16 protein-coding genes are annotated in these 24228 nt (G+C 56.1%); 8 read left to right on the top strand and 8 right to left on the bottom strand.

The window, feature by feature from the left end; genetic code table 11:
* Window positions 1–9: 9 nt before the first annotated feature.
* The 4 genes from ABLU80_RS17635 to ABLU80_RS17650 form a co-directional block, all read right to left on the bottom strand.
* The gene (locus ABLU80_RS17635; RefSeq protein WP_042892564.1) at window positions 10–1161 is read right to left on the bottom strand and encodes a double-cubane-cluster-containing anaerobic reductase; all 1152 of its coding nucleotides are present in this window, start codon (window positions 1159–1161) and stop codon (window positions 10–12) included.
* Window positions 1162–1258: 97 nt separating this feature from the next.
* Window positions 1259–1498 (bottom strand): DUF2164 domain-containing protein, encoded by a 240-nt coding sequence (locus ABLU80_RS17640; RefSeq protein ID WP_015704280.1) that lies wholly within the window; start codon window positions 1496–1498, stop codon window positions 1259–1261.
* 24 nt (window positions 1499–1522) lie between these two features.
* Entirely contained in the window at window positions 1523–2767 is a 1245-nt protein-coding gene (mdtM, locus tag ABLU80_RS17645) for a multidrug efflux MFS transporter MdtM (protein WP_171829956.1), read from the bottom strand.
* A gap of 56 nt (window positions 2768–2823) precedes the next feature.
* Window positions 2824–4116, bottom strand: coding sequence for a DUF445 domain-containing protein (locus ABLU80_RS17650; RefSeq protein ID WP_161799876.1), 1293 nt, complete (start codon window positions 4114–4116; stop codon window positions 2824–2826).
* 205 nt (window positions 4117–4321) lie between these two features.
* Between ABLU80_RS17650 and ABLU80_RS17655 the strand changes: the two genes are divergently transcribed.
* The gene (locus ABLU80_RS17655; RefSeq protein WP_047080319.1) at window positions 4322–5248 is read left to right on the top strand and encodes an Rpn family recombination-promoting nuclease/putative transposase; all 927 of its coding nucleotides are present in this window, start codon (window positions 4322–4324) and stop codon (window positions 5246–5248) included.
* Between the two features lie 166 nt (window positions 5249–5414).
* Window positions 5415–6785 (top strand): NAD-dependent succinate-semialdehyde dehydrogenase, encoded by a 1371-nt coding sequence (locus ABLU80_RS17660; protein ID WP_059305227.1) that lies wholly within the window; start codon window positions 5415–5417, stop codon window positions 6783–6785.
* Window positions 6786–6842: 57 nt separating this feature from the next.
* On the opposite strand, the gene yjiA is transcribed toward ABLU80_RS17660, so the two are convergent.
* The 3 genes from yjiA to ABLU80_RS17675 form a co-directional block, all read right to left on the bottom strand.
* Complete coding sequence (gene yjiA, locus ABLU80_RS17665) at window positions 6843–7799, bottom strand: GTPase (protein WP_063446289.1); 957 nt, start codon at window positions 7797–7799, stop codon at window positions 6843–6845.
* Window positions 7800–7810: 11 nt separating this feature from the next.
* The gene (locus ABLU80_RS17670) at window positions 7811–8014 is read right to left on the bottom strand and encodes a YbdD/YjiX family protein (protein WP_002887451.1); all 204 of its coding nucleotides are present in this window, start codon (window positions 8012–8014) and stop codon (window positions 7811–7813) included.
* 109 nt (window positions 8015–8123) lie between these two features.
* A complete protein-coding gene (locus ABLU80_RS17675) occupies window positions 8124–10274 on the bottom strand; it encodes a carbon starvation CstA family protein (RefSeq protein WP_348850262.1) in 2151 nt (716 codons plus the stop codon).
* A gap of 501 nt (window positions 10275–10775) precedes the next feature.
* Here ABLU80_RS17675 and ABLU80_RS17680 point away from each other — a divergent pair.
* From ABLU80_RS17680 to ABLU80_RS17705, 6 genes are all read left to right on the top strand, one after another.
* Window positions 10776–12458: a ShlB/FhaC/HecB family hemolysin secretion/activation protein gene (locus ABLU80_RS17680; protein ID WP_047080317.1), complete on the top strand. Its 1683-nt coding sequence runs from the start codon at window positions 10776–10778 to the stop codon at window positions 12456–12458.
* 87 nt (window positions 12459–12545) lie between these two features.
* Window positions 12546–20450: a hemagglutinin repeat-containing protein gene (locus tag ABLU80_RS17685; protein ID WP_348850263.1), complete on the top strand. Its 7905-nt coding sequence runs from the start codon at window positions 12546–12548 to the stop codon at window positions 20448–20450.
* Window positions 20447–20680: a hypothetical protein gene (locus tag ABLU80_RS17690; protein WP_225526391.1), complete on the top strand. Its 234-nt coding sequence runs from the start codon at window positions 20447–20449 to the stop codon at window positions 20678–20680. The genes ABLU80_RS17685 and ABLU80_RS17690 overlap by 4 nt, the downstream gene beginning before the upstream one ends.
* 155 nt (window positions 20681–20835) lie before the next feature.
* Window positions 20836–21828, top strand: a complete 993-nt coding sequence (locus ABLU80_RS17695) for a VENN motif pre-toxin domain-containing protein (RefSeq protein WP_348850264.1) — start codon at window positions 20836–20838, stop codon at window positions 21826–21828.
* A 340-nt stretch (window positions 21829–22168) separates the two neighbouring features.
* The gene (locus ABLU80_RS17700; protein ID WP_348850265.1) at window positions 22169–23584 is read left to right on the top strand and encodes a VENN motif pre-toxin domain-containing protein; all 1416 of its coding nucleotides are present in this window, start codon (window positions 22169–22171) and stop codon (window positions 23582–23584) included.
* A 12-nt stretch (window positions 23585–23596) separates the two neighbouring features.
* Window positions 23597–23854, top strand: a complete 258-nt coding sequence (locus tag ABLU80_RS17705) for a MafI family immunity protein (protein ID WP_047080516.1) — start codon at window positions 23597–23599, stop codon at window positions 23852–23854.
* 103 nt (window positions 23855–23957) lie between these two features.
* Here the strand turns inward: ABLU80_RS17705 and ABLU80_RS17710 are convergent.
* A partial coding sequence (locus ABLU80_RS17710; RefSeq protein ID WP_348850267.1) for a hypothetical protein occupies window positions 23958–24228 on the bottom strand: 271 nt, incomplete at its 5' end.

Here is a 24228-nt window from a genome sequence, read left to right on the forward strand (position 1 = left end):
GCTTGCTCCTTATAGCATTTCGATAAACGCGGCGACGCGGGTACTGAGCTGGCCGAGATCCGCCGTCGAATAATCGGTCTCGATCGCGATATAAGGAATGTCGTGCCGCTGGCGAACGTGACGCTTAATCGCCAGCGATTCCACGGCGTAGGTATGGCAAGCCTGCAGAATGACATCGACCACGCCGTCGGCCTGGTATTCCTCAACCATCTGGCTTAGCAATTGCAGGCGCTGGTCGTTAGGTGAAATACAGGAGCAGCCGATGGCGAGATATTTATCGGTTAAGGCATCGTAGACGTCGCCATCTTCCGCCACGCAGCGCTCGGTGGCCTTCGCGCCGGTACAGTTCTCGTAGCCCACCACCCAGCCGCCGTTTTCTTCGATAGCGCGGACGACTTTTTCCGCCGCGCCGCCGATCGGGCAGCCGGTGATCAGAATGCGCGGGCGGGAGGCTAACCGGTTTCCCTCCTGCCATTGTCGGCGGATGTTTTCCGCCATGGCATTGAGTTCGTCAATCAACGCGGTTTTGTCGAAGCGGAAGGTAGCGCCATAAACCACCTTTAGAATATCGCCGCCGCTAAGCGCCGGCGGATTGAGCTGCCCGAGGCGATAGAAGTTGGCCAGCGCGCGGCGTTCGCTATTTTTCAGTACGATGGCTTCACGCAGCGCCGCTTCGCTAATGGGCGTGGCGAAGCGGGTTTCAATCACCTGCTGCAGGCGTTTGATTTCCGCTTTCCACAACGCGCGGGAGGCGGCATCGCTGGCGCTGTTCGGCAGTTGCATTACGTGTACCGCCTTGAATTCGGCCATGTACTCGTACATCTTCTTTTTGCCGTCGCAGGTGGTTTCGCCGACCACCAGATCGGAGAAATAAAAGTAGGGGCATTTATCGGTTTTGCCAAAGCCGTAGCTGCTTTTAATCAGCGGGCAGAGGTTGCGCGGCAGGTCTTTCTCCGCCTCTTCGATGGTTTCATCAGAAGTGGAACACAGTGAGACGACCACGGCGCCCGCCGCCATGGCTATCTCCTGGGGCATAAAAGTGCAGTAGGTACCGACCAGCGGTACGTTCTGCTCTTTGAGTTCCATTACGCTGAGAAAGCCTTTCTGGCGAGCTTCTGAGAATTGATCGAAGAGGGCGGGTAGATCGGTGATGAGCGACATGATTTTCCTTCCCCGTACACGGGAGATGATGAAAGAGTCGCCATTATAACCATGTTATTTGTATGTGTTTATTGATCTCCCGCCCATCCTGACGGCGTTAATAGACCTTCTTCAAATCCATCTCTTCCTGAATGCGCTCGCTCCATGCCAGATGGGTGCGGATGGCTTCTTCAATACCGGCGTTGTAAAACAAAGGCCCCAGCTCTTTGGCGATAAAGTCGACAAAAAACTCGGCGTCGAACTGTTCCAGCTCCAGGTTAAAGGTCTCTTCGCAGTACTTGCTTAGCCGCTCGCGCAGCAGATCGCGCTGCGCCGGGCTGAGTTCAATATCGCTCATGCGTGGTTATTCTCTGTGGGTTATTCAGGATTGCCGGGCTTCGATGACCGCCTCTGAACGCTGGCGTAAATTACGGAGTAACCCCGCCAGACAACAGGCGGCGACGATCCCGGCGGCTACCGCCAGCAGGTGGAACGGTAATCTGCCGCCATGGAACCACAACCAGCGCGCGCCTTCAATCGACAATGCGCTAACGCTAAGGATCACGATATTCAGCGAGGCGGACACGGTACCTTTCGGCAAATCATTGGAAAAAAGGGTAAAGCGGAACAGCGTCGGGAAAATCAGCCCGATGCCGAAGGCGTAGAAGCAGGTGCCGAGCACCGACCACAGCCAGACGTGCGGCCACGTCAGATTACCGATAATCAGGATCGCCAGGCCAACCATCTGGATGGGGACCGCGCTTAACACAAAGCGCGGGCGAGTCGGGTCTTTCACCCAGCGCGCCACCGACAGATTAGCGATAATCACCGCGCTGAAAACCGGCACCTGGCTCCAGGCAAACTCGCTGGTGGTGAGCCCGCCGGCGTCCATTAAAATCACCGGCGATACCGCCACCCAACTCATCAGCGGAATATAGCTCAGCGCCAGCGTGGCGGCGCCGAGTAAAAAGATGCGGTTGCGAAAGACGTCGCGAAAATCGCGCACCACGCCGAGCGGGCTGAATGGCACATCGCCGCGACGCACCGTCTCCGGCATGTTAAACAGTAAACCCAGCCAGGCCAGCAGCCCCATCGCGGCGATAATGCCAAACAGCGCTTTCCAGTGGATAAAATGCATCAACGCCGCGCCGGACAGCGGGCCGACGATCGGCGCCACCAGCACGATGGAGGTAATCACCGCCATCAGCTTGATCGACCGCTTTTCGTCATAGGCCTCCTGCACGGTGACATAGCCGACGGTGGCGATAAAACAGATGCTGGTGCCCTGCACAAAACGGGCAATCAGGAACTGGGTCATTGAGGTCGTCCACAGGGTGGCGAAGCAGGCGAGGGTAAAAATCAGCGCGCCGCTCAGCAGCACCGGTCGGCGGCCAATACGATCGGAAAGCGGCCCCAGCAGCCACTGTAGCGCCATCCCGCCGGCCATATACAGGCTCACCGAGGCCGGAGCCAGCGCCACATCGGCGTTAAAATCCCGCACTACGTGCAGGATCCCCGGCTGGATGAGATCGGTGGTCAGGTAGGCGGAAAAATCGTACAGGATCAGCGCCATCGGAAAGAACAGCGATGCGCAGTAGCGGGCGCTCAATCGCGAAATCCATGACATAGCCGTCTCCTTGCCGTCGGGTATTCATCGTTAGAATGGTTAAGATGCTACCATTGTCAGCCAATATGCAGATGCAGCAGCGCCGGAATTTGCGATAACAGCCACAGGCCGAGGCCGATAGTGCCGCCGACCAGCGTGCCGTTGATGCGAATAAACTGCAGATCCTTGCCGATGTTGAGCTCGATCTGTCGCGACATATCGCGCGCGTCCCAGCTTTTGACCGTATCGCTGATATGGCGAGTCAGGAAGGCGGCGAATTCCGGCGCGACCCGATGCGCTGCCTGCTCCAGATGCTCATTCAGCGATTCACGCAGCGCGTCGTCGCGCACCAGCGTTTCGCCGAACCACTGACCGGCCTCGGCGATCCGCTGCTTGATGCGCGAATCGTCACTGCTGATATCGTTTTTCACCCAGCCGCGCAGATCCGCCCACACCTCGCCGAGATAGCGATTAAAGGTCTCATCGTTTTTCAGATACGCTTTGATGTTATCGGCTTTTTGCGCCATTTGCGGGTCGGATTTCAGATTGTCGATAAGCTTCTGCGCCGCGCGGTCAAAGGCCTGGCGAATCTGGTGGCTGCGGTCCTGAGTGACCTCATCGAGCAGCGTATTTACCGCGTCGGTGACCATTTCGGCGCTGTGCTCGCCAAGCCACTCGGTGGGTAACAGTTTGGCCTTCAGCGGGTGTTCGGTCTCCAGCCAGTGCACGATACCGCGGGCGATAAAGGCACGTGAGCTGTCGCGCTGTAGCAGGGCGATCAGCTGGCTTATTAGTGAATCCAACAGCTTTTGATGACGGTTGTCGCGGGTTAGTCCCTCCAGCATCATGGCGCTGGTTTGCGTCAGGTCGACCTTATCGATAGCCTTGTGCACCGCGCGCCGCAGCAGACGCTGAATACGGGTATCATCGGTGAGCTCGAGAAAACCGCTCATCACCTGTAGCAGATGTTGGCCCACACGGCGGGCGTTTTCGGGCTGGCTAAACCAGTTACCGAGCATCAAGGCCGGTTCGTAGCGGCGGATCAGCGCCACCAGTGAGGGAGTATCAAGAAACTTCTCCTGCACGAAATGGCCAAGATTATCGGCGATACGGTCTTTATTGCGCGGGATGATCGCCGTATGGCGGGCGACAAACGGCAGCGGAATTCGGCGAAACAGGGCCACCACCGCAAACCAGTCGGCCAGCGCCCCGACCATCGCCGCTTCGGAAATAGCCTTCAGCGCGCTGACCCACGGCGTCGGCGGTAGCAGCAGCGTAGTGATAAACAGCGCCGCCGCAATCAGCAGCAGCGACAGCGCCAGCAGTTTGGCGCGTTTTAATTCAGCGAGTTTTTCCATAGGGTTAAGCATATAACCTGACGGCGAGGTCATGCAAAAATCGGCACAACTTCCTGTACGCGCGGGCCAATTTGCGAGTGGGCTGCCAAAGTCAGGTCACGTATGCAGCAAGCAGAAAATAGCTTTCGGCACGGCTCGTGAAAGCGCGATTTGCCAGGTGTCAGAGGAAAATCAGCAGCGTAAAGTCGCAGCAGAATTGGCTGGCAGAGGCGAACACATGGAAAAGTTCACAACGTCTACGCCGCATGATGCGGTTTTCAAAAAGTTTCTTACGCATGCTGATACCGCCCGTGATTTTCTGGCGATCCATTTACCGCCTGCACTACGTCAGATCTGCGATCTCAATTCGTTACAGCTGGAATCGGCTAGTTTTATTGAGGAGAACCTGCGGGCCTGGTATTCGGATGTGCTGTGGTCGCTAAAAACGGCTTCTGGCGAGGGTTACATATATGTAGTTATCGAGCATCAGAGTTCACCCGATGCGCAGATGGCGTTTCGCCTGATGCGCTATGCTATTGCCGCTATGCAACGTCATCTCGACGGCGGCCATAATACCTTGCCGCTGGTGGTGCCGATGCTGTTCTACCATGGCTGCGTGTCTCCGTATCCCGGGTCGCTTAATTGGCTCGATAGGTTTGCTGACCCGCAGCTGGCGAGGACGCTTTATTCGTCACCTTTTCCGCTGATAGATATCACCGTTATCCCGGACGATGAAATTGTGGGACATCGACGCGTGGCGCTATTAGAACTTATGCAAAAACATATTCGTCAGCGTGATTTAATGGGCATCGTCGAGCAGCTAACGTCAATTTTACTTAGCGGTTACGCTAATGACAGGCAGCTAAAAACGTTATTTAATTATTTGCTGCAAACTGGCAACGTGCGCCGCTTCGGCCGGTTTATTCGCGAAGTCGCGCATCGGGTTCCTCAGCATAGGGAGAGATTGATGACCATCGCCGAAAGATTACAGGAAGTTGGCCGCAGAAAAGGCAAACGTGAAGGGCGGCTTGAAGGATGGCAAGAAGGGCAGCACGCCGAGGCGCAGCGAATTGCGAGGATGATGCTTGCCGACGGTATTGCACCTGAAACCGTACTGAAGATCACCGGTCTGGCTGCCGAAGAGATAGCCACGTTACCACATTGATAAAGCCGTTATGCCGGGGCGCCCTCAAGGCGCCCTTGCTATCCATTCTCATGGAATATTCCGGATATACCTAACTTTACCCGCATCGTCAGCCATCTCGACTACCCTTAATATCCTTAGCGGCATTTTTGACTGCGTTAATAGCGATAACAAGGAGACATGCGATATGGCTTATCAGACAGTGAATCCTGCGAATAACCAGCTTATTAAAAGCTATCCCGCACACAGCGATGCTGACGTGGAGGCGGCGCTGCGGCAGGCCGATGCGCTTTATCATTCTGCGTGGGCGAAAGGCGATATTGCGCAGCGTCTGCCGGTGCTGCATAAGCTTGCCGACCTTATCGACAGCCGGACGGAGGAGCTGGCGAAAATCGCCAGCCAGGAGATGGGCAAGCTGATTAAACAGAGCCGCGGCGAGGTCAAACTCTGCGCGCAGATCGCCCGCTATTATGCCGACAACGCCGAACGGTTCCTGGCGCCGGTGAAGTATCCTTCCGACCTTGGCGAAGCCTGGGTTGAGCACCATCCCATCGGCGTCTTAATGGCGGTGGAGCCGTGGAACTTCCCCTATTACCAGCTAATGCGCGTGCTGGCGCCAAATCTGGCGGCCGGTAATCCGGTTATTGCTAAACATGCCAGCATCGTTCCGCAATGCGCCGAGACCTTCGCGCATCTGGTGCGCGAGGCTGGCGCGCCGGAAGGGGCGTGGACCAACCTGTTTATCTCCCAGGAGCAGGTGGCGAAAATCATCGCTGACGATCGGGTGCAGGGCGTGGCGCTGACCGGCTCGGAAAAAGCAGGGGGGATCGTGGCATCGCAGGCGGCGAAACATATCAAGAAAGCGACGCTGGAGCTGGGCGGCAATGATGTGTTTGTGGTACTCGACGATGCCGATCTGGAACGCGCGGTGAAAATAGGCGTACAGGCGCGGCTGAACAACGCCGGGCAGGTTTGCACCGCCGCTAAACGCTTCATTCTGCATGAAAAAATCGCCGAGTCGTTCCTGAGCAAGTTTAGCGATGCCTTCCGCCAGGTGAAGATCGGCGATCCGCTCGATGAAAGCACTACGCTTGGCCCGCTCTCCTCGAAAGAGGCGCTTGAAACCTTAAGTAAGCAGGTCGACGAGGCGGTGAAGCATGGCGCAAAATTACACCTCGGCGGCAAGCCGGTTTCCGGCGAAGGTAATTTCTACGAACCCACTATTCTGACGGGAATTACCCGTGAGAACCCGGCGTACTTCGAAGAGTTCTTTGGCCCGGTGGCGCAGATATACGTGGTGAAAGACGATGATGAGGCGATTGCGCTCGCCAACGACTCTCACTACGGCCTGGGCGGCGCGGTGTTTAGTCAGGACATTGAGCGGGCGAAGCGTATGGCCTCGGGGATTGAAACCGGCATGGTCTATATCAACTGGTTAACGGATACCGCGCCGGAGCTGCCTTTTGGCGGCGTGAAGCGCTCCGGCTTTGGCCGTGAGCTTTCCGACCTCGGTATCAAAGAGTTTGTGAATCAGAAGCTGGTGGTCGTTCGCCGCTAAACCATCCATCATGAAGTATCCCTCTCCCATCGGGGGAGGGATTCTTCCTTGCGGCGGCTATTTACGGAGCCCGGCAAACGCGGCGCGGATTTCTTCTTCCGGCAGTTGAATGCCGATAAACACCAGCGTGCTGTGCGGCGTTTCATCGCCCCATGGGCGATCCCAGTCGGCGCTGTAGAGGCGCTGCACGCCCTGGAACAGCAGGCGATTTGGCTCGCCGTCGATCCACAGCATGCCTTTATAGCGCATCAGTTGTTCGGCGAAGGAGAGCAGCAGGTTTTCCATCACCCGTGAAACTTCACTGATATCCACCGGATAGTCGAGCTCGACCACAATCGACGAGACGTCGTTCTGTTTTTCTGCCACAAAATGAAAGCGCGGTGTGGCGCTGACAACCTTCTCTTCCAGCATAAAACCGCTGGTATTAAAGAGCAGGCTTAAATCGATATCGCCGTGGATGACGGTATAAATTGGCGCCCGCGCGTTAATGCGCGCCAGCCGTTCGCGCAGCTTTTCGGTGTCGCCGGCGACGTCGGTTTTGGTTAACAGAATCCGGTCCGCGTAGCCGACCTGCGACTGGGCAATGGTAAACTGATCCATCTGCTGGTCGGCATGGACGGCGTCGACCAGGGCAATCACGCCGTCCAGCAGATAGCGTTCGCAAAGCGCCTCGTGGGAGAAAAAGGTCTGAATAATCGGCCCTGGGTCGGCCATGCCGGTGCATTCAATCACCAGTCGGTCGAAGGCAATCTCGCCGCGATCGCGGCTGTCGAGCAGATCGAGCAGGGCATCTTCCAGTTCGTTGGAGCGCGTGCAGCAAATACAGCCGTTGGTCAGGGTTTTAATCTGCGTGGCGCGGTCGCCGATCAATTGATCGTCAACGGAAACTTCGCCAAATTCATTTTCAATCACGGCGATTTTGAAACCGTGCTGCTCATTAAGGATGTGGCGCAACAGGGTGGTTTTTCCTGCGCCGAGAAAACCGGTTAATAGGGTGACTGCAATCGGTGCCATTATTGCCTCCATTAACAGCAGCGTACGCCGCCTTTGCCGTCGCCGCCGTAGCGGGCCTGCTGGCGTTCGCGGAAGAATTCTTCATAAGTCATGTACGGCTGATCCGGATGGTTGGTTTGCATATGGGTGACGTAGTTGTCGTAATCCGGAATGCCGATCAGCATTTTCGCCGCCTGACCGAGATATTTTTTTGCCTGACCTAAGTTACCAAACATTGTAAGTTCCAGATAACGAATAAAGCCGGATGGCGACTCGCGCCTTATCCGGCCTACGTTAATGCGCTTTTTGTAGGCCGGATAAGCGTAGCGCTATCCGGCATCAGGGTTAATGATGTGACGAGGTCTTCACGCCGCCTTCCGGTACCGGCACGTACGGGGTCTCTTTGTCGGTACGCACCTTATTGTTGCGAACATTGAGCCAGGTTTTGATGCCGTAGAAGATGATGCTGTACACCACCACCAGGAACAGAATGCTCAGGCCGGCGTTGGTGTAGTTGTTAACCACGATATGGTTCATGTTGGCGATCTGCTGTGCGGTCAGCTCGCCGCCGGCTGCAATCTTCTCTTTATACTGCTGAGCCATAAAGAAGAAGCCTTCCATCTGCGGATTGCTGCTGAACAGCTTCAGGCCCAGCGCCCAGGTGGTGCACAGCAGCAGCCATGCAGCCGGGATAACGGTGACCCAGATATATTTGGTGCGCTGCATCTTGACCAGCACGACGGTGCCAAGCACCAGCGCCACCGCGGCCAGCATCTGGTTAGAGATACCGAACAACGGCCACAGGCTCTTCACGCCGCCCAGCGGGTCGACCACGCCCTGATACAGCAGGTAGCCCCACAGCCCGACGCAGCCGGCGGTACCGATAATACCGGCGACCAGCGAGTCGGTTTTTTTCAGGAACGGCACGAAGTTACCCAGCAGATCCTGCAGCATAAAGCGGCCTGCGCGGGTACCCGCATCCAGCGCGGTGAGGATAAACAGCGCTTCAAACAGGATACCGAAGTGGTACCAGAAGCCCATATCCGCCATCGGGATGATTTTATGGAACACATGGGCGATACCAACGGCTAGCGTCGGCGCGCCGCCGGCGCGGTTCAGGACTGAAGGTTCGCCGATATCTTTCGCCGTCTGCAGGATCTGCTCAGGTGAAATCACGAAGCCCCAGGAGCTGACGGTCGCCGCCGCGTGGACGGTGACTTCTTTCAACTGCGCTGCGATCATCGCCACGTTTTCACCGCCCATTTCATGCAGGTTAGGCATGACGATGCCAAGGCCTGCCGGCGGGGTGTTCATCGCGAAGTAGAGGCCCGGTTCGATAATCGAGGCCGCAACCAGCGCCATGACTGCAACAAAGGATTCCATCAGCATCGCGCCGTAGCCGATAAAGCGGGCGTCGGTTTCGTTGGCCAGCAGCTTCGGCGTGGTGCCGGAGGCGATCAGCGCGTGGAAGCCGGAGACCGCGCCGCAGGCGATGGTAATAAACAGGAACGGGAACAGCGCGCCTTTCCACAGCGGGCCGGTACCATCAATGTACTGGGTCACTGCCGGCATTTTCAGGTCCGGGTTGAGGATAACAATCCCCAGCGCCAGGCCGACGATCACGCCGATTTTCAGGAAGGTGGCCAGATAGTCGCGCGGCGCCAGAATCAGCCATACCGGCAGCAGCGCGGAAATGAACGCGTAGCCAATCAGGGTAAAGGTGATAGTGGTATCTTTAAAGGTCAACGCCGGGCCCCAGTACGGGTCGTGGGCAATGATGCCGCCGAACCAGATGGATGCCACCAGCAGTACGATACCGATCACCGACACTTCACCCACGCGCCCTGGACGCAGGAAGCGCATGTAGATACCCATAAACAGGGCGATAGGCACCGTCGAGCAGACGGTAAAGACGCCCCACGGGCTTTCCGCCAGCGCTTTCACCACGATGAGCGCCAGTACCGCGAGGATGATGATCATAATCAGGAAGCAGCCGAACAGGGCGATAGAACCCGGTACCGGCCCCATTTCCTGTTTAATCATCTCGCCCAGCGAGGCGCCGTTACGCCGCGAGGAGATAAACAGTACCATGAAGTCCTGTACCGCGCCCGCCAGCACCACACCGGCCAGCAGCCAGAGGGTGCCCGGCAGATAACCCATCTGCGCGGCCAGTACCGGGCCAACCAGCGGGCCGGCCCCGGCAATGGCGGCAAAATGGTGGCCAAACAGCACGTAGCGGTTGGTCGGCACGTAGTTCAGGCCATCGTTATTAATGACCGCTGGCGTCGCGCGCGTTGGGTCAAGTTTCATCACCTTCTGCGCGATATACAGGCTGTAATAACGGTAGGCGACGAGGTACACGGAAACCGACGCGACGACGATCCACAGGGCACTGACGTGCTCACCGCGGCGCAACGCGACGACTGAGAGGCAAAATGCCCCGATGATTCCGAGAATCACCCAGGGTATGTGCTTGAGTAGTTTTTTGGTATCCATAGTAAAACCTGGCGTTAATTAGATTAATAATTGGCCGAAGCCGTCTGGTTTTGTGTTTGGGTTGGTGGAGGTATTGATTAGCTAGGCTGCCTCCGATCTTGCCAGAACGCCGCGCGCGTAAAGTTGGGTAAATCGGTGAGTGGTTATATGCGGGGTTAAGCGGTCGCTAGCCGGGGTAAGCGGTTGGCTATGAAGTGAGCAAGAGGGAAATATGTGATTGAGATCACGGGGTATTGTCGTGTGTCGCGAGGCATACCTGCGTCAGAATATATCAATTCAAACTCATTTTTCTCATTTCATAATGACTTCACATTTTATGTCGGTTACTGAAATATATTCACTAATCCGATGAAAATAGCCTGTCATTGATGAAATTTCCGCTGAATTATTGTTGCGGTGATTGCCTTGTTAATATGAGTTGATATTTATACACGTTTGAATGTATTTAAAGGCTATAACTTTTCGTTGTATCCAACATGGATGGTTTTGGCTTTAATAATAATGAATAAATGGAACTTAATTCATAAAGTTTTTATTATCTCTGTGCTACCTGTTTGGGTTTACGCCGCGCCTGTGGATACCGTACGTGAACAGCAGTTCATCAATCAGCAGCAGCGCCAGCAGGCGCTGGAAAACCAGCTCGCGCCGCCGTCACCGGATATTCATTTATCAGCGGAAGAAATAAATACCGATGATGGTTTATTTCCCGTGGAACAACCTTGCTTTGCTATTTCTCAGGTTATTTTGCAGGGCGCTGAAGCCTTACCGCATTGGCTTCCGCTCCAGCGCCAGACAAATAAAGCGATTGGGCGTTGTCTGGGAGGGAAGGGCATTAATCTACTGATGGCCCAGTTGCAGAATATATTAATCGATCGCGGTTATATCACCAGCCGGATCCTTGCCCCGCAGCAGGATTTAAAAAGCGGTGTTTTGCGCCTGGTGGTGATGCCGGGTTATATCCGTGAAGCCAGACTTACGGAGGACAGCGATGATTATCTGTGGCTGGCGAGCGCGTTTCCGGCGACTGACGGGAAACTACTGGATCTGCGCGATATTGAACAGGGGCTGGAAAACTTGCAGCGCCTGCCGACGGTACAGGCCAGCATGGAAATTGTTCCGGGCGAAACGCCTGGGCAAAGCGATATTGTCATTAACCGCCGACAGGAACGCTTCTGGCGCGTCGACGCCTCGCTCGATGATTCCGGCTCTAATGCCACCGGCCGCTATCAGGGGAACCTGACGCTGTCACTGGATAACCCGCTAGCCTTAAGCGATCTTTTTTACCTTTCCGGCTCACATAACCTCGACGGCAACGGCGGTAAATCCTCAAAGAACCTGACCGGCCACTATTCGATTCCGCTGGGTTACTGGCAGCTCGGATTAACCGCCAGCCAGTACGATTATGTGCAAACCGTGGCGGGGGCCAACGGCGATTACCAGTACAGCGGTAAAAGCAAGAACGTTGATTTCCAGATGAGCCGCGTACTGCACCGTAGCGGTAGTCAGAAGACCACGCTTAGCGCCGATGTGTTAGCCCGCGAGCAGCGCAACTTCATTAACGACACCGAGATTGCCGTTCAGCGGCGGCAGACGGCGGCCTGGAAGCTTGGTCTGCAGCATCGCCATTACCTGGGCAACGCCACTCTCGATGCCGGAGCGAGCTATCAGCGCGGTACCCGCTGGTTTGGCGCTCAGCCCGCGCCGGAAGAGCAGTGGGGAGAAGCAACCGCCCTCAGCAAAATCCTGCAATTCAATGCTCAGCTCAATTTGCCTTTTGCCCTGGGCGGGCAAAATTTTCGCTTTACCAGCCGCTATCAGCGGCAGATGAGCAGCACGCCGCTGACTTCGCCGGATATGTTTTCCATCGGCAACCGCTGGACGGTACGCGGCTTTGACGGCGAGCGCACCCTGACCGCCAGTCACGGCTGGTATGTACGTAACGATATCGCCTGGTCGACTCCGTTGCCGGGGCAGGAGTTTTATCTGGGGGCGGATTACGGCGAAGTCGGCGGCGCAGGCAGTGAAACGCTGGTGGGCAAACACCTCGCCGGGGGCGTGGCAGGGCTGCGCGGCCAGTACCAGCGCGCCAGCTACGACCTGTTCGCCGGTATCCCTTTAGCCAAACCCGATGGCTTTAAAACCGACCCGGCGACGTTTGGTTTCAGCGTCAGCTGGAGCTACTGACTTTACTCACGCGCCGCCCGGCGGCGCGTGCTGCGCACATGGACGATCTTCCGCGCCGCGGTGGACAACGGATGACGAGTAACGGCAATGAATAAACGCTTTTATCGAATCGTATTTAATAAGGCTCGCGGGATGCTGATGGTGGTGGCGGAAACGACCCGCTCTCATCGGGCTGGCGTGTCGCCGCAATCCGGCGCCGACGCGCGAACCGGGTCGACGCTGACGTCCACCCTGGCGCCGCTGGCCTTTAGCTTTCTGCTCGCTTTTTCCTGTCTCACTCCGGCTCAGGCGGCGATTGTCGCCGATAACCATGCGCCCGGCGGCCAGCAACCGCAGATCGCCAATAGCGCCAATGGCACGCCGCAGGTCAATATTCAGACACCGAGCGGCGCAGGCGTTTCACGCAACGTCTACAGCCAGTTTGATGTCGATGGGCGCGGCGTGGTGCTGAATAACAGCCACGCTAACACTTCAACCCAACTGGCCGGGATGGTCGCCGGCAATCCGAATCTGGCGAAAGGGGAAGCCAGAGTGATCCTCAACGAGGTGAATACCCGCGATCCGAGCCGGCTGAATGGCTATATCGAGGTTGCCGGACAAAAAGCGCAGGTGGTTATCGCTAACCCTGCCGGAATTAGCTGCGACGGCTGCGGGTTCATCAATGCCAACCGCGCGACGCTGACGACAGGCCAGGTGCAGTACGGTAACGGGCAGATTAGCGGTTATGATGTCAATCGCGGCGAAATTATCGTACAGGGCGGCGGCCTTGATGCGAGCTCGGTAGACAGCACAGACCTGCTCGCCCGCGCGGTGAAAATCAACGCCGGGGTTTGGGCGCAGGAGCTAAAGGTCACCGCAGGGCGTAATCAGATCGATGCGGCGCACAGCCGAACGACGGCAAAATCAGCCGACGGCAGTGCGCTGCCTGCGGTGGCGATAGACGTCAGCGCCCTGGGCGGGATGTACGCCCATAAAATTCGTCTTGTCGGTACCGAGCGCGGCGTAGGCGTTCACAATGCCGGCAATATCGGCGCGGCGGCGGGGGATGTAGCAATCAGCGCTGATGGCTCGCTCAGCAACAGCGGCGTGATTCAGTCCGCGCAGAATCTGCAACTGTCCGTTAAGGGCGATCTTCACAACCAGGGGCAGCTGTACGCCGGAAAAGATAGCGTGGTGACGGCCAGCGCGACGCTAACCAATGACGGCATGATCGCCGCGCAAGGCGATACGCGGATTGCCGCCAACGCTTTGCGTAGCGCGCAAAACAGTACGCTCGCCGCCGGATTAAATAGCGATGGTTCTACCGCCAGCAGCGGCGCGCTGACGCTGAATAGCCAGAGCTCGCTGGCGCTGAATGGCCGCAATATGGCGGCAGGAACGCTGACGGCGCAGGGCAGGACGGTGGATCTTGATAACAGTCGAACCTCGGGGGCGCGGATCGTGGTCAGCGCCGTGTCCGGCGATATCACCACCCGAGATGCGGTGGTGGCGGCCAGCGAAAAACTGCAGTTGGCCACCAGCGGCAAACTCAACAACCACAGTGGCCTGTTGACGGCCAGCCAGCTTGAGCTGAAAGCAATGGCGCTGGATAACCAACAGGGCGTAATCCAGCAGACGGGCGAGGACGATCTACGCCTTGATTTTCGTGCGGGATTGGATAACCGCGGCGGTGAGATTGCCAGCAACAGCCATGCTTTGACGCTCAGCACCAGCCAGTTGCTCAATCAAAACGGAACGCTGCTGCATACCGGCAGCAGCGGCATGTCTATTACCAGCGAAGGCGCGCTGGACAATGGCGAAGGCACTATTGCCGCTAACGGCAATATCGTTTTGCACTCCGATAACATTAATAATCGCAGCGGTAAAATCAGCACGACGCAGGGCAATGCTCAGCTCACTACGCGTCACGAGCTGGAAAATTCGCAAGGGAATATCGTTGCTGGCGGCAGCCTTTCTCTACAAGTGGCCAGCCTTCGGAACCAGCAGGGGCAATTGATTGCGGCGCAGGGCGACCTGGCCATGAGCGCTGAAGGAGGGCTGGATAACCGCGAAGGCGTTCTTGCCGCAAATGGCAATATCAAGCTTGATGCCGACAATCTGACCAACCATGACGGAAAAATCAGCGCGGCGCAGGGCGACATTCAGCTCACTGCGCGCCATGGGGTGGATAACTCGCAGGGGAATATCATCGCCAGCGGCGATATCCAACTCCAGGCTGAAAATCTTACTAATCGTCACGGGCAGATAGGCACGGCGCAGCGGGGCAGCGTCAACCTGACGACGAGCGGTTTACTGGATAACCAGCAGGGCACTATTACCGCCTTTGATGCCCTGGGTATTCAGAGCGCCACCGTTGATAACCGGCAGGGAGAACTGCAGTCCGGCGGTAATCTCAATATTACCATCCACAACCGGGGGCTGGATAACCGGCAGGGGCAGATCGTCTCCGCCGCCGCTCTGGAAATAGCAGGCGTCAACCTGGCGTTGGCTAATACGGGCGGAATGTTACTTGCCGCGAGCAAACTTAGCCTCGATGCCGATTCCCTCAGCGGCGATGGCGAGGTGCTCTCTCAGGGCGATATGTCGCTCACGTTGCGTCAGGCGTTTCATAACGCCGGGAGGATCATCGCCAACGGCAACCTGCAGTGGAATCTCTCCGGACTGGGACTGATTAATCAGGGGGTTATCAGCGCCGGCCGGGCGCTCAATATCTATGCGGCAAAGCTGGATAACCGTCAGGAAGGTGAAATCAGCGCTGGCGAGAACCATTTGACGGTCAGCGGCGAGTTGGTCAATCGGGGGCTGATTGACGGTGGTTTAACCCATATTGTCGCCACGACGTTAACCAATATCGGCAGCGGGCGCCTGTACGGCGACGCCGTCGCGCTGCAGGCGGCAACGCTGACTAACGCCGCGGAGAACGGCGTGGCGGCGACGATTGCCGCACGGGCATCACTGGCAATGGGCGTCGGCACGCTCAATAACCAGGATCACGCGCTAATCTACAGCGACGGTACGCTCGCTATTGGCGGCCAGCTTGCCGAAGACGGTTCGCTCAGCGGCCGGGCGGGAGTGTTTAATAACCACAGCGCAACGCTTGAGTCCGCCGGTGATATGGCGCTCGATATCCAACAAATCAATAACTACAACGACCATCTGGTGACGAAAGATGTGATGGTCGAGCAGTCATGGCGCCATGAAGCGGCGCTGAAAGGATCGGTACAGCGCTTCGACTGGTCGCTGGTCGATACCAGCCATAAAAATAAATACGGCGTTCACGACGCCATCATGCCGGACGGTAGCCGCGGCGATGAGTTCTATGAATACCAGTACCAGCGTACCGTTGTGGAAACGCAGGTGGTGGAAAGCGATCCTGGCAAAATCCTCTCCGGCGGCCAGCTCATCATCAACAGCGATAAGCTGAATAACTACGATAGCCAGATTATCGCCGGAGGAGCGCTCGGTGGCGTGATTGGCGAACTAAACAACGTCGCCACGACCGGTAAACGGGTGACCACCGACGTCGGCACCCAGACCCGTTGGTATGAGAAAAAGACCAGCCGCCCGTTTGGCGGCACCAAAACCAGCCAGGGGAAAAAAAGCAGCGAATATGAACCGACGCCGACGGTTCAGACCATCGATTTGCAAACCATGAAGTGGCAGGGCAATACCCAAATTGATGGCCATAGCGGTGTGATTAATCCGCGCGATCGCGCCGATGAAACAGGCGAAATACCCGCCGGACGACTGGTGGAAGTGACGCCGGTTAACGCTGACGGAACGGTTATTCGCGTCGTCACGCCGGATACCCGGCTTCCTGTCAGCAGTCTGTATCAGATCGACCCGCAGGCTAAAGCAGGCTATCTGGTGGAAACCGATCCGCGTTTTACCAACGGTAAAGCGTGGCTCGCCAGCGACTACATGCAAAATCAGCTGGGCGTTGATCAGGCGATGAAGCGGCTTGGCGACGGCTATTACGAACAGCGGCTGGTGCGTGAGCAGATCGTTAAGCTGAGCGGCGGGCGCTACCTGCAGGGCTACAGTAACGATGAAGAGCAGTATCGGGCGCTGATGGACGCGGGCGTCGCCTTCGCCAAACAGTACAACCTGACGGTCGGGGTGGCGCTGACGCCAGCGCAGATGGCGCTGCTGACCAGCGATATGGTCTGGCTGGTCGCCAGAGAGGTCACGCTAACGGATGGCTCCGTGCAGCAGGTGCTGGTGCCGCAGGTTTACGCGCGGGTTAAAGCGGGCGATCTCGATGGCAGCGGCGCGTTGCTTGGCGGTGAAAACGTGGCGTTCAGCGTGAGCCGTGATGTGACCAACAGCGGGCACATCCAAAGCCGCGGCGTGACGCAGCTAACCGCGGAAAACATTCATAACAGCGGCTATATCGGCGGCAACCAGCTCACGCTAAACGCGCGTACTGATATCAACAATATTGGCGGAACGCTGCAGGGCGGCGATAGCCTGATCGCGCAAGCCGGGCGTGATATCAACAGCGCCAGCACCCTCGGCGGAGGCCCAGATAACATCAGCCTCGATCGGCCTGCGGGGATTTATGTTCAGAAGGAAAACGGCCAGCTGGGGCTGCAGGCGTTACATAACATTAATCTGACGGCAAGCATGGTGAGTAACAGCGCGGCGGGCAGCCAGACGCAGATTATCGCCGGCAACGATCTCAACCTGCAGACGCTCGCCACCACCCATAGCGAAAGCGGAAGCTGGGGGAAAGGCAACGATCGTTCCTTGACCCAGCGTAGCGATATCGGCACGCAAATTAACGGCGGCGCGGTGGCGCTGTCCGCCGGCCACGATATTAATGCCCGCGCCGCCAGCGTGACGGCGACCAGCAGCCTGACGGTTGCCGCCGGCAATGATATTAACCTCAGCAGCGGCGAGTCCTCATGGCACCTGACGGAAAACAGTCATCAAAGCAGCAGCGGCCTGCTGGCTCGCCGCTCGCTCACCACTCACGATGAAGTGTGGGCACAGAACGCCATCGGCAGCAATTTTAGCGGTGACAGTATTGTGATGCAGGCCGGGCGCGACCTGCTGGTGTCCGGCAGCAGTGTTGCCGGCACCCAGGACGTCAACCTTGTGGCGGGGCGTAACCTGACCATCACCACCGCCGAGGAAAGTCGCCAGGAAAACCATCTACGTAAAGAGAAACATAGCGGCTTTTCCGGCACCGGCGGTGTTGGCTTCAGCGTCGGCAGTTCGTCGCTGAAAGCCACCGATGTAACGACGGCGCTGAGTAGCGCCGCCAGTACCGTCGGAAGCTCACAGGGCAACTTGAGCCTGAGCGCCGGCAATGTGTTGACGGTTCAGGGATCTGACCTGGTGGCCGGCAACAATATGGCGTTGACCGGTAAAACCGTAAATATTCTGGCAGCGGAAAACCAGAGTACCCAGACCCATACCGTGGAGCAGAAAACCAGCGGCCTGACGCTGGCGTTATCCGGGATGGTGGGCAGCGCCATTAATACCGCGGTTTCCAGCGCCAACCAGGCCAGCACCGAGAGCAATGGCCGTCTCGCCGCGCTGAGCGGGCTGCAGTCGGCATTATCGGGCGTACAGGCGTATCAGGCATCGCAGATGCAGACTGCGGATTCCAGTCCGGAGAGCATGATAGGGATCAACCTTTCCTGGGGTAGCCAGTCCTCGAAATCCACTCAGCGACAAACGCAGAACACCAGCCGCGGCAGCAGCCTGATGGCCGGCAACAATCTCAGCATTATCGCCACGGAGACGGATATCAACGTTGAGGGCAGCCAGCTGCAGGCCGGCGGCAGCGCGTTGCTCAATGCCGCGCGCGATGTGAATTTATTCTCTGCGGAGAACGCCAGCACCCTGAGCGGTAAAAACGAGAGCCATGGGAGTTCGTTTGGCGTCGGTATTAACTTCGGTCAGGGCGCGAACGGGCTGACGGTCAGCGCCAGCGCCAACGCCGGGAAGGGCCACGAGAAGGGCAACAGCCTGACGCATAACGAAACGACCCTCAGCGCCGGTGAGCGGGTGACTATCGTCAGCGGTCGCGATACGACGCTGACCGGGGCGCAGGTGAGCGGTCATCAGGTGACAATGGACGTCGGGCGTAACCTGACGCTGACCAGCGAGCAGGACAGCGATAACTACGATTCGAAGCAGCGTAGCGGCAGCGTGGGGGCGAGCGGCAGCATGGGCGGCGGTTCGGGGTCTCTTAACCTGAGCCAGAGCAAAATGCACAGCACCTGGGCGTCGGTGGAGGCGCAGACGGGGATTTTTGCCGGTGAGGGTGGTTTTGATGTGAAGGTGGGCGGGCATACGCAGCTGAATGGCAGCGTGCTGGCGAGCACGGCGGCGGCGGAGCTGAACCGGCTGGATACCGGGACGCTGGGTTTCCGGGATATTAAAAACTATGCCGAGTACAGCGTGGAGCAGCAGAGCGCGGGAGTGAGCACGAGCGGTAGCGTGGCGGGGCAGTTTCTCGGGAATGCGGCCAGCGGTCTGCTGATGGGGGCGAACGGCAGCGGCAGCGACAGTTCGCTGACGCGGGCGGCGGTGAGCGAGGGCAGTATCGTTATCCGCGACGGTGCGAATCAGCAGCAGGACGTGACGGGGTTAAGCCGGGATGCGGCGCATGCGAACCAGACGCTGAGTCCGATATTTGATAAGGAGAAAGAGCAGAACCGGCTGGCGACGGCGCAGAAGATAGGTGAAATCGGGCGCCAGGTGAGTGATGTGCTGGTGACGCAGGGCAAGCTGAACGCGCAGGCGGCGCAGAGCGACCCGGCGGCGCGGGCAGCGGCGCGGGCGAAGCTGGTAGCGGGAGGGAATGGCAGTCCGAGCGAGGAGCAAATCAGCGCGCAGGTGAGCCGGACGGCGACGGCGGACTACGATACGGGCGGAAAGTACCAGAAGGTGGCGCAGGCGGTAACGGCGGCGATGCAGGGGCTGGCGGGGGGCAACCTGGCGCAGGCGGCGAGCGGGGCAGTGAGTCCGTATGTGGCGGAAATCATTCACAGCCAGACGACGGACAGCGCGACGGGTAAGGTGAATGTGGAAGCCAATGCGATGGCGCACGCGGTGTGGGGAGCGATAGCGGCGGCATCGGGAAATAACAGCGCGCTGGCGGGAGCCGCGGGCGCGGTGAGCGGCGAGCTGCTGGGGCGCTGGATAGCGGCGGAATACTATCCGGATGTTAAGACAGAAGAGCTGTCGGAAGAGCAGAAGTCGACGATAAGCGCGCTGAGTACGCTGGCGGCGGGACTGATGGGGGGACTTAGCGGAGGCAGCAGCGCGGATGCGGTGGCGGGTGCGCAGGCCGGGAAGAATGCGGTGGAGAATAATGCTTTCGGAGCGAGTGCTGGAACAAACCTCGGGTTCTGGTTCAGCCAGACGCCAGACTGCGATACAGACTGTAAAGGAAAACTTGCAGAAAATGTGGCAAAAGGGAATGCAGTAGTATCAGCCCATCTGGCAGGTACTGTTGGGTTAGGTATATTGCCGAAGGGGGCTCTGATAACAGCAGCCATCGGTGGCGGAGCCAATACTGCAATACAATATGCCACGACTCGTGAAGTGAATTACACAGATGCGTTGATAGCGACTTGGGTTGGAGCAGCAACCTCAAAAACTGGTTGGTTAGGAACTGTGGGATGGAATGCGGCAGGTGGAGCGACATCAAGTTATATTAAAGGGGATGACCCCATCGTTGGGGCTATAACAAGTAGTGTTGGCTCGGGATTAGGATATGGGGTTGGTAAGTATATCTTGAAGCCCTCTGTAAATTCAGCGGGAAAGTGGATAACAGGAGGCTGGGATCCCAAGTTTGATCACAACTGGCTCAAATACACTGAAATCAAAGGTCAACTTGGTCTATCTAAGGAAATGTTACCAAGTAGAATACCAACCTCTACTAGTAATATGGGTTCATCTATTACATCAGAGATGACAGGAACTGAAATGAAAAAAATAATTGAAGATAAATACTCTAATGGCGGGAAATGATGAAGTCATTGTTTTTTGCTTTCTTTATCATAGCTGTTTCTATGTTTTCCGGAGTTATAATAGCTGAAGTATCATATTTTCTTTTACTGTTTATTAAATATTTGGCGTATGGATACATTGAGACAGAATGTTCTGAAATATTAAAGGGTTTGAAAATTGGTGGGGTTGGAGGTGGGGTATTGGGTTGTGGGATCATTTTATCCAAACTTATTAAAGTAAAGGGGTTTTAGTCAGTTATAACTTGAACCAGGTTCTTATGAAATACAGACGGGTAGTGTTTTCAGTCGTCGGTTTTACCCAAATGCTTACATTCGCTCTTAGTTATCAGTGAACCGCCGATACGGGCGGAAAGTATCAGAAGGTGGCGCAGGCGGCGAGCGGGGCAGTGAGTCCGTATGTAGCGGAAATCATTCACAGCCAGACGACGGACAGCGCGACGGGTAAGGTGAATGTGGAAGCCAATGCGATGGCGCACGCGGTGTGGGGAGCGATAGCGGCGGCATCGGGAAATAACAGCGCGCTGGCGGGAGCCGCGGGCGCGGTGAGCGGCGAGCTGCTGGGGCGCTGGATAGCGGCGGAATACTATCCGGATGTTAAGACAGAAGAGCTGTCGGATGAGCAGAAGTCGACGATAAGCGCGCTGAGTACGCTGGCGGCGGGACTGATGGGGGGACTTAGCGGAGGCAGCAGCGCGGATGCGGTGGCGGGTGCGCAGGCCGGGAAGAATGCGGTGGAGAATAACCTGATGGGTGGGAACGAATGGAGCCAGGGTGAGAAAGCCAGAGAGCATGGCGCAGATGTTCTCTCATGCGCAGATAACCCGTCTGGTGAAGCCTGCCAGCGAGGAATTGCTGAGAATAAAGCTTATGCAGGTGCGTTGGCTTCAGCGGGGCTAATCTATCTGCCGGGAGGAATGCAGATTACTGGCGCGATAGGCGGAACGGCAAATGCTGGTATCCAGTATCTTATTAATGGAGAAGTTAATCCAACGGATGTGCTCATTGCGACGTATGTTGGAGCATTTACTGCAAATACGGGAGCCTGGGGAACCGTGGGCTGGAATGCGGCAGGTGGTGCAACATCCAGCTATCTGAACGGTGATGATCCATTTAAAGGTGGCGTAATAAGTGGTGCCGCTTCGGGTATCGGTTATGGAATAGGTAAAGTTGCCAAAATTTCATTAGATAAATGGGTTAATCCTGCATGGAAAAATTACGAGTGGGTTAATTTGGAGATGGGAATAAGCAAACCATTACCTTTATCACCGATACCTGGAATATCTGGGAACGCTATATCATCAATCATTACAGAAGCAACAGGACAAGGTGGCTCTAAAACTACTAATAATTTGTGGAAGAGAACTGAAAATGAAAAATGATTTTTACCGTTGGCTCACTGTTTTCACTGTTCTGATGATAATCATGAGCTTGAGTTCATTTCTTGCACTTTTTATTAAGCCAATTATTTTTTATTTCGAAACAGGAACTATTAATGTTTCAGTTATTAATTATTTGTTTTTGAGTATAAAAATTGGCTCGTTTGTTAGCGGGGTAATAGTCATTGGTTTATGGATTAAACATCGATTTAATATCCACTAATATAGCTATTTAAAAAGATCCCGGCGCCAGTGCCGCGATCCTATCCATATAATAAACTACGATACGGGCGGAAAGTACCAGAAGGTGGCGCAGGCGGCGAGCGGGGCAGTGAGTCCGTATGTGGCGGAAATCATTCACAGCCAGACGACGGACAGCGCGACGGGTAAGGTGAATGTGGAAGCCAATGCGATGGCGCATGCGGTGTGGGGAGCGATAGCGGCGGCATCGGGAAATAACAGCGCGCTGGCGGGAGCCGCGGGCGCGGTGAGCGGCGAGCTGCTGGGACGCTGGATAGCGGCGGAATATTATCCGGACGTTAAGACAGAAGAGCTGTCGGATGAGCAGAAGTCGACGATAAGCGCGCTGAGCACGCTGGCGGCGGGACTGATGGGGGGACTTAGCGGAGGCAGCAGCGCGGATGCGGTGGCGGGTGCGCAGGCCGGGAAGAACGCGGTGGAGAATAACTTCTTGGGGCCGGAGAGCCGAGAGAAACTGGACAAAGCCGTTGAAAACCAGCAGAACGGTAAAGACCTGCTGGCAGCCTCAAAAGAAATCGTCCGGCAAAACAATATTGACCGTCACAGCGACGAACTGCTGGGTAAATTCCAGACAGACCCACAGTCGATGACGGAATCTGAGCGTCAACAGCTTGCGGCCTACCTGAATGTCTATGGTTATGAGCTACAGAACAGCTACGGACTTAGCCCGGAGAAAGCACAACAGTTAGTAAACTCGTTACTCAGCGGTGAACCGGCCTTAAAACCAAGTCCGGGGTATCCCGGCGGCGGCGGAGATACCAGTAGTTATTATGAAGCACTGGGTTATCTGAAAATGTATTCGGTACAATCCAGTCAGGCCGCGATGGGAACCGATGCGCTGTTGGCCCTGCCTGGTGGAGTAGGAACAGCTGCTCGCGCGACTTTAGCTGCCGGAGGTGCTTATCAGACAGGTACAGGTATTGGGCAGCTAATTGATGGTCAATATGGTGAAGGAACTTTAAATGTCGGTCTCGGCAGTGCCGCGATTTTTGGGAGTGTTGCTGGCCAGAGTGTTATTAAAAAGACAGATACAGGGATTTTCTCGCCAGAGAGCATAATAAGTTTACAAGAAAGCAGCCGTTCCACAGGGAAGAATATATTCCCGGTAGACATGTTTAAAATTAGCCCTGAAAACCTGAAGTATGTTGATATTCTTTCGCCAGAGGCGAGGCAACATATTTTATATGGTGAGAGCCTAACCACTGGTGGTCATATGTATCCCGGTAATCCGGGGGAAACTATTTTTCCACCAACCTGGTCAGCAAATAAAATCGTTCATGCTGTCGGTGACATAGCGACATCTCCTGATACCATGTGGTATGCACAAACGGGTACCGGTGGGCTTTATACTAAAGCGGGTAGACCATCCAGATGGGTGGCGTGGGAAACTCGCGATAATGTGCGTGTCCGGGTTGTATATGAACCAGCGAATGGTAAGGTTATTACAGCATTCCCGGATGCTGGATTAGTACCACCTACATTAAAGCCAGTGAAATAAAGGATATACAGTATGAGTATTAATAATAGAATTAGAATGTTAGGTGAAGGGCTAAAAGATCGAATAGATGCTTCAATCATTGATTTTGATTTAGAGTATATAGATCATTCAGAAAGTATCTTAGCGTTTGAAACACTATGTGATCATATTGCTGATTATGACGTGGTTATAACAAAAGATGAATACAATCAAGTTATCAATATTGCAAATGAGTTAAATTTAGAAATAGATAATAGGTATTTATATATTAATCCAGAAAATAAGAGATAAGGTTAAAGATCCCGATCGCCATGCCGGGATCCTTTTATCAGCCGTCAGCCTTACCCAAAATGCCTGTTCCCGCGCTTGTACACCGGCAGATCGCCGGTGTCATTCAGCCCCCCGGAAATGCCTTGACCCACTGGATCATCTTCGGCCTGTTGACGCCTGCGACACTCAGCCCTTCGGCGCAGCCCCACAGTTCGCGGGTGTTCTGGGCGGTGATGATGATGCAGTCCGGCGTCACCCGGATCCGGATCGGCATCCAGGCAGTAGAACTTGTAACAGATGGCGGGATGCGGAATGTCCGAATCAGCCCCTGAGCCATCAGGTGACAATGGACGTCGGGCGTAACCTGACGCTGACCAGCGAGCAGGACAGCGATA

The organism is Klebsiella sp. CN_Kp104, from assembly GCF_040064515.1.
Classification (GTDB): domain Bacteria; phylum Pseudomonadota; class Gammaproteobacteria; order Enterobacterales; family Enterobacteriaceae; genus Klebsiella; species Klebsiella aerogenes.

Coding starts and splice junctions, on each gene's coding strand:
- ABLU80_RS17675 (WP_348850262.1), bottom strand. CDS start 10,274: ATGGATACCAAAAAACTACTCAAGCACATACCCTGGGTGATTCTCGGA.
- mdtM (WP_171829956.1), bottom strand. CDS start 2,767: ATGTCATGGATTTCGCGATTGAGCGCCCGCTACTGCGCATCGCTGTTC.
- ABLU80_RS17655 (WP_047080319.1), top strand. CDS start 4,322: ATGGAAAAGTTCACAACGTCTACGCCGCATGATGCGGTTTTCAAAAAG.
- ABLU80_RS17680 (WP_047080317.1), top strand. CDS start 10,776: ATGAATAAATGGAACTTAATTCATAAAGTTTTTATTATCTCTGTGCTA.
- ABLU80_RS17660 (WP_059305227.1), top strand. CDS start 5,415: ATGGCTTATCAGACAGTGAATCCTGCGAATAACCAGCTTATTAAAAGC.
- ABLU80_RS17635 (WP_042892564.1), bottom strand. CDS start 1,161: ATGTCGCTCATCACCGATCTACCCGCCCTCTTCGATCAATTCTCAGAA.
- ABLU80_RS17685 (WP_348850263.1), top strand. CDS start 12,546: ATGAATAAACGCTTTTATCGAATCGTATTTAATAAGGCTCGCGGGATG.
- ABLU80_RS17705 (WP_047080516.1), top strand. CDS start 23,597: ATGAGTATTAATAATAGAATTAGAATGTTAGGTGAAGGGCTAAAAGAT.
- ABLU80_RS17670 (WP_002887451.1), bottom strand. CDS start 8,014: ATGTTTGGTAACTTAGGTCAGGCAAAAAAATATCTCGGTCAGGCGGCG.
- yjiA (WP_063446289.1), bottom strand. CDS start 7,799: ATGGCACCGATTGCAGTCACCCTATTAACCGGTTTTCTCGGCGCAGGA.
- ABLU80_RS17650 (WP_161799876.1), bottom strand. CDS start 4,116: ATGCTTAACCCTATGGAAAAACTCGCTGAATTAAAACGCGCCAAACTG.
- ABLU80_RS17640 (WP_015704280.1), bottom strand. CDS start 1,498: ATGAGCGATATTGAACTCAGCCCGGCGCAGCGCGATCTGCTGCGCGAG.
- ABLU80_RS17690 (WP_225526391.1), top strand. CDS start 20,447: ATGATGAAGTCATTGTTTTTTGCTTTCTTTATCATAGCTGTTTCTATG.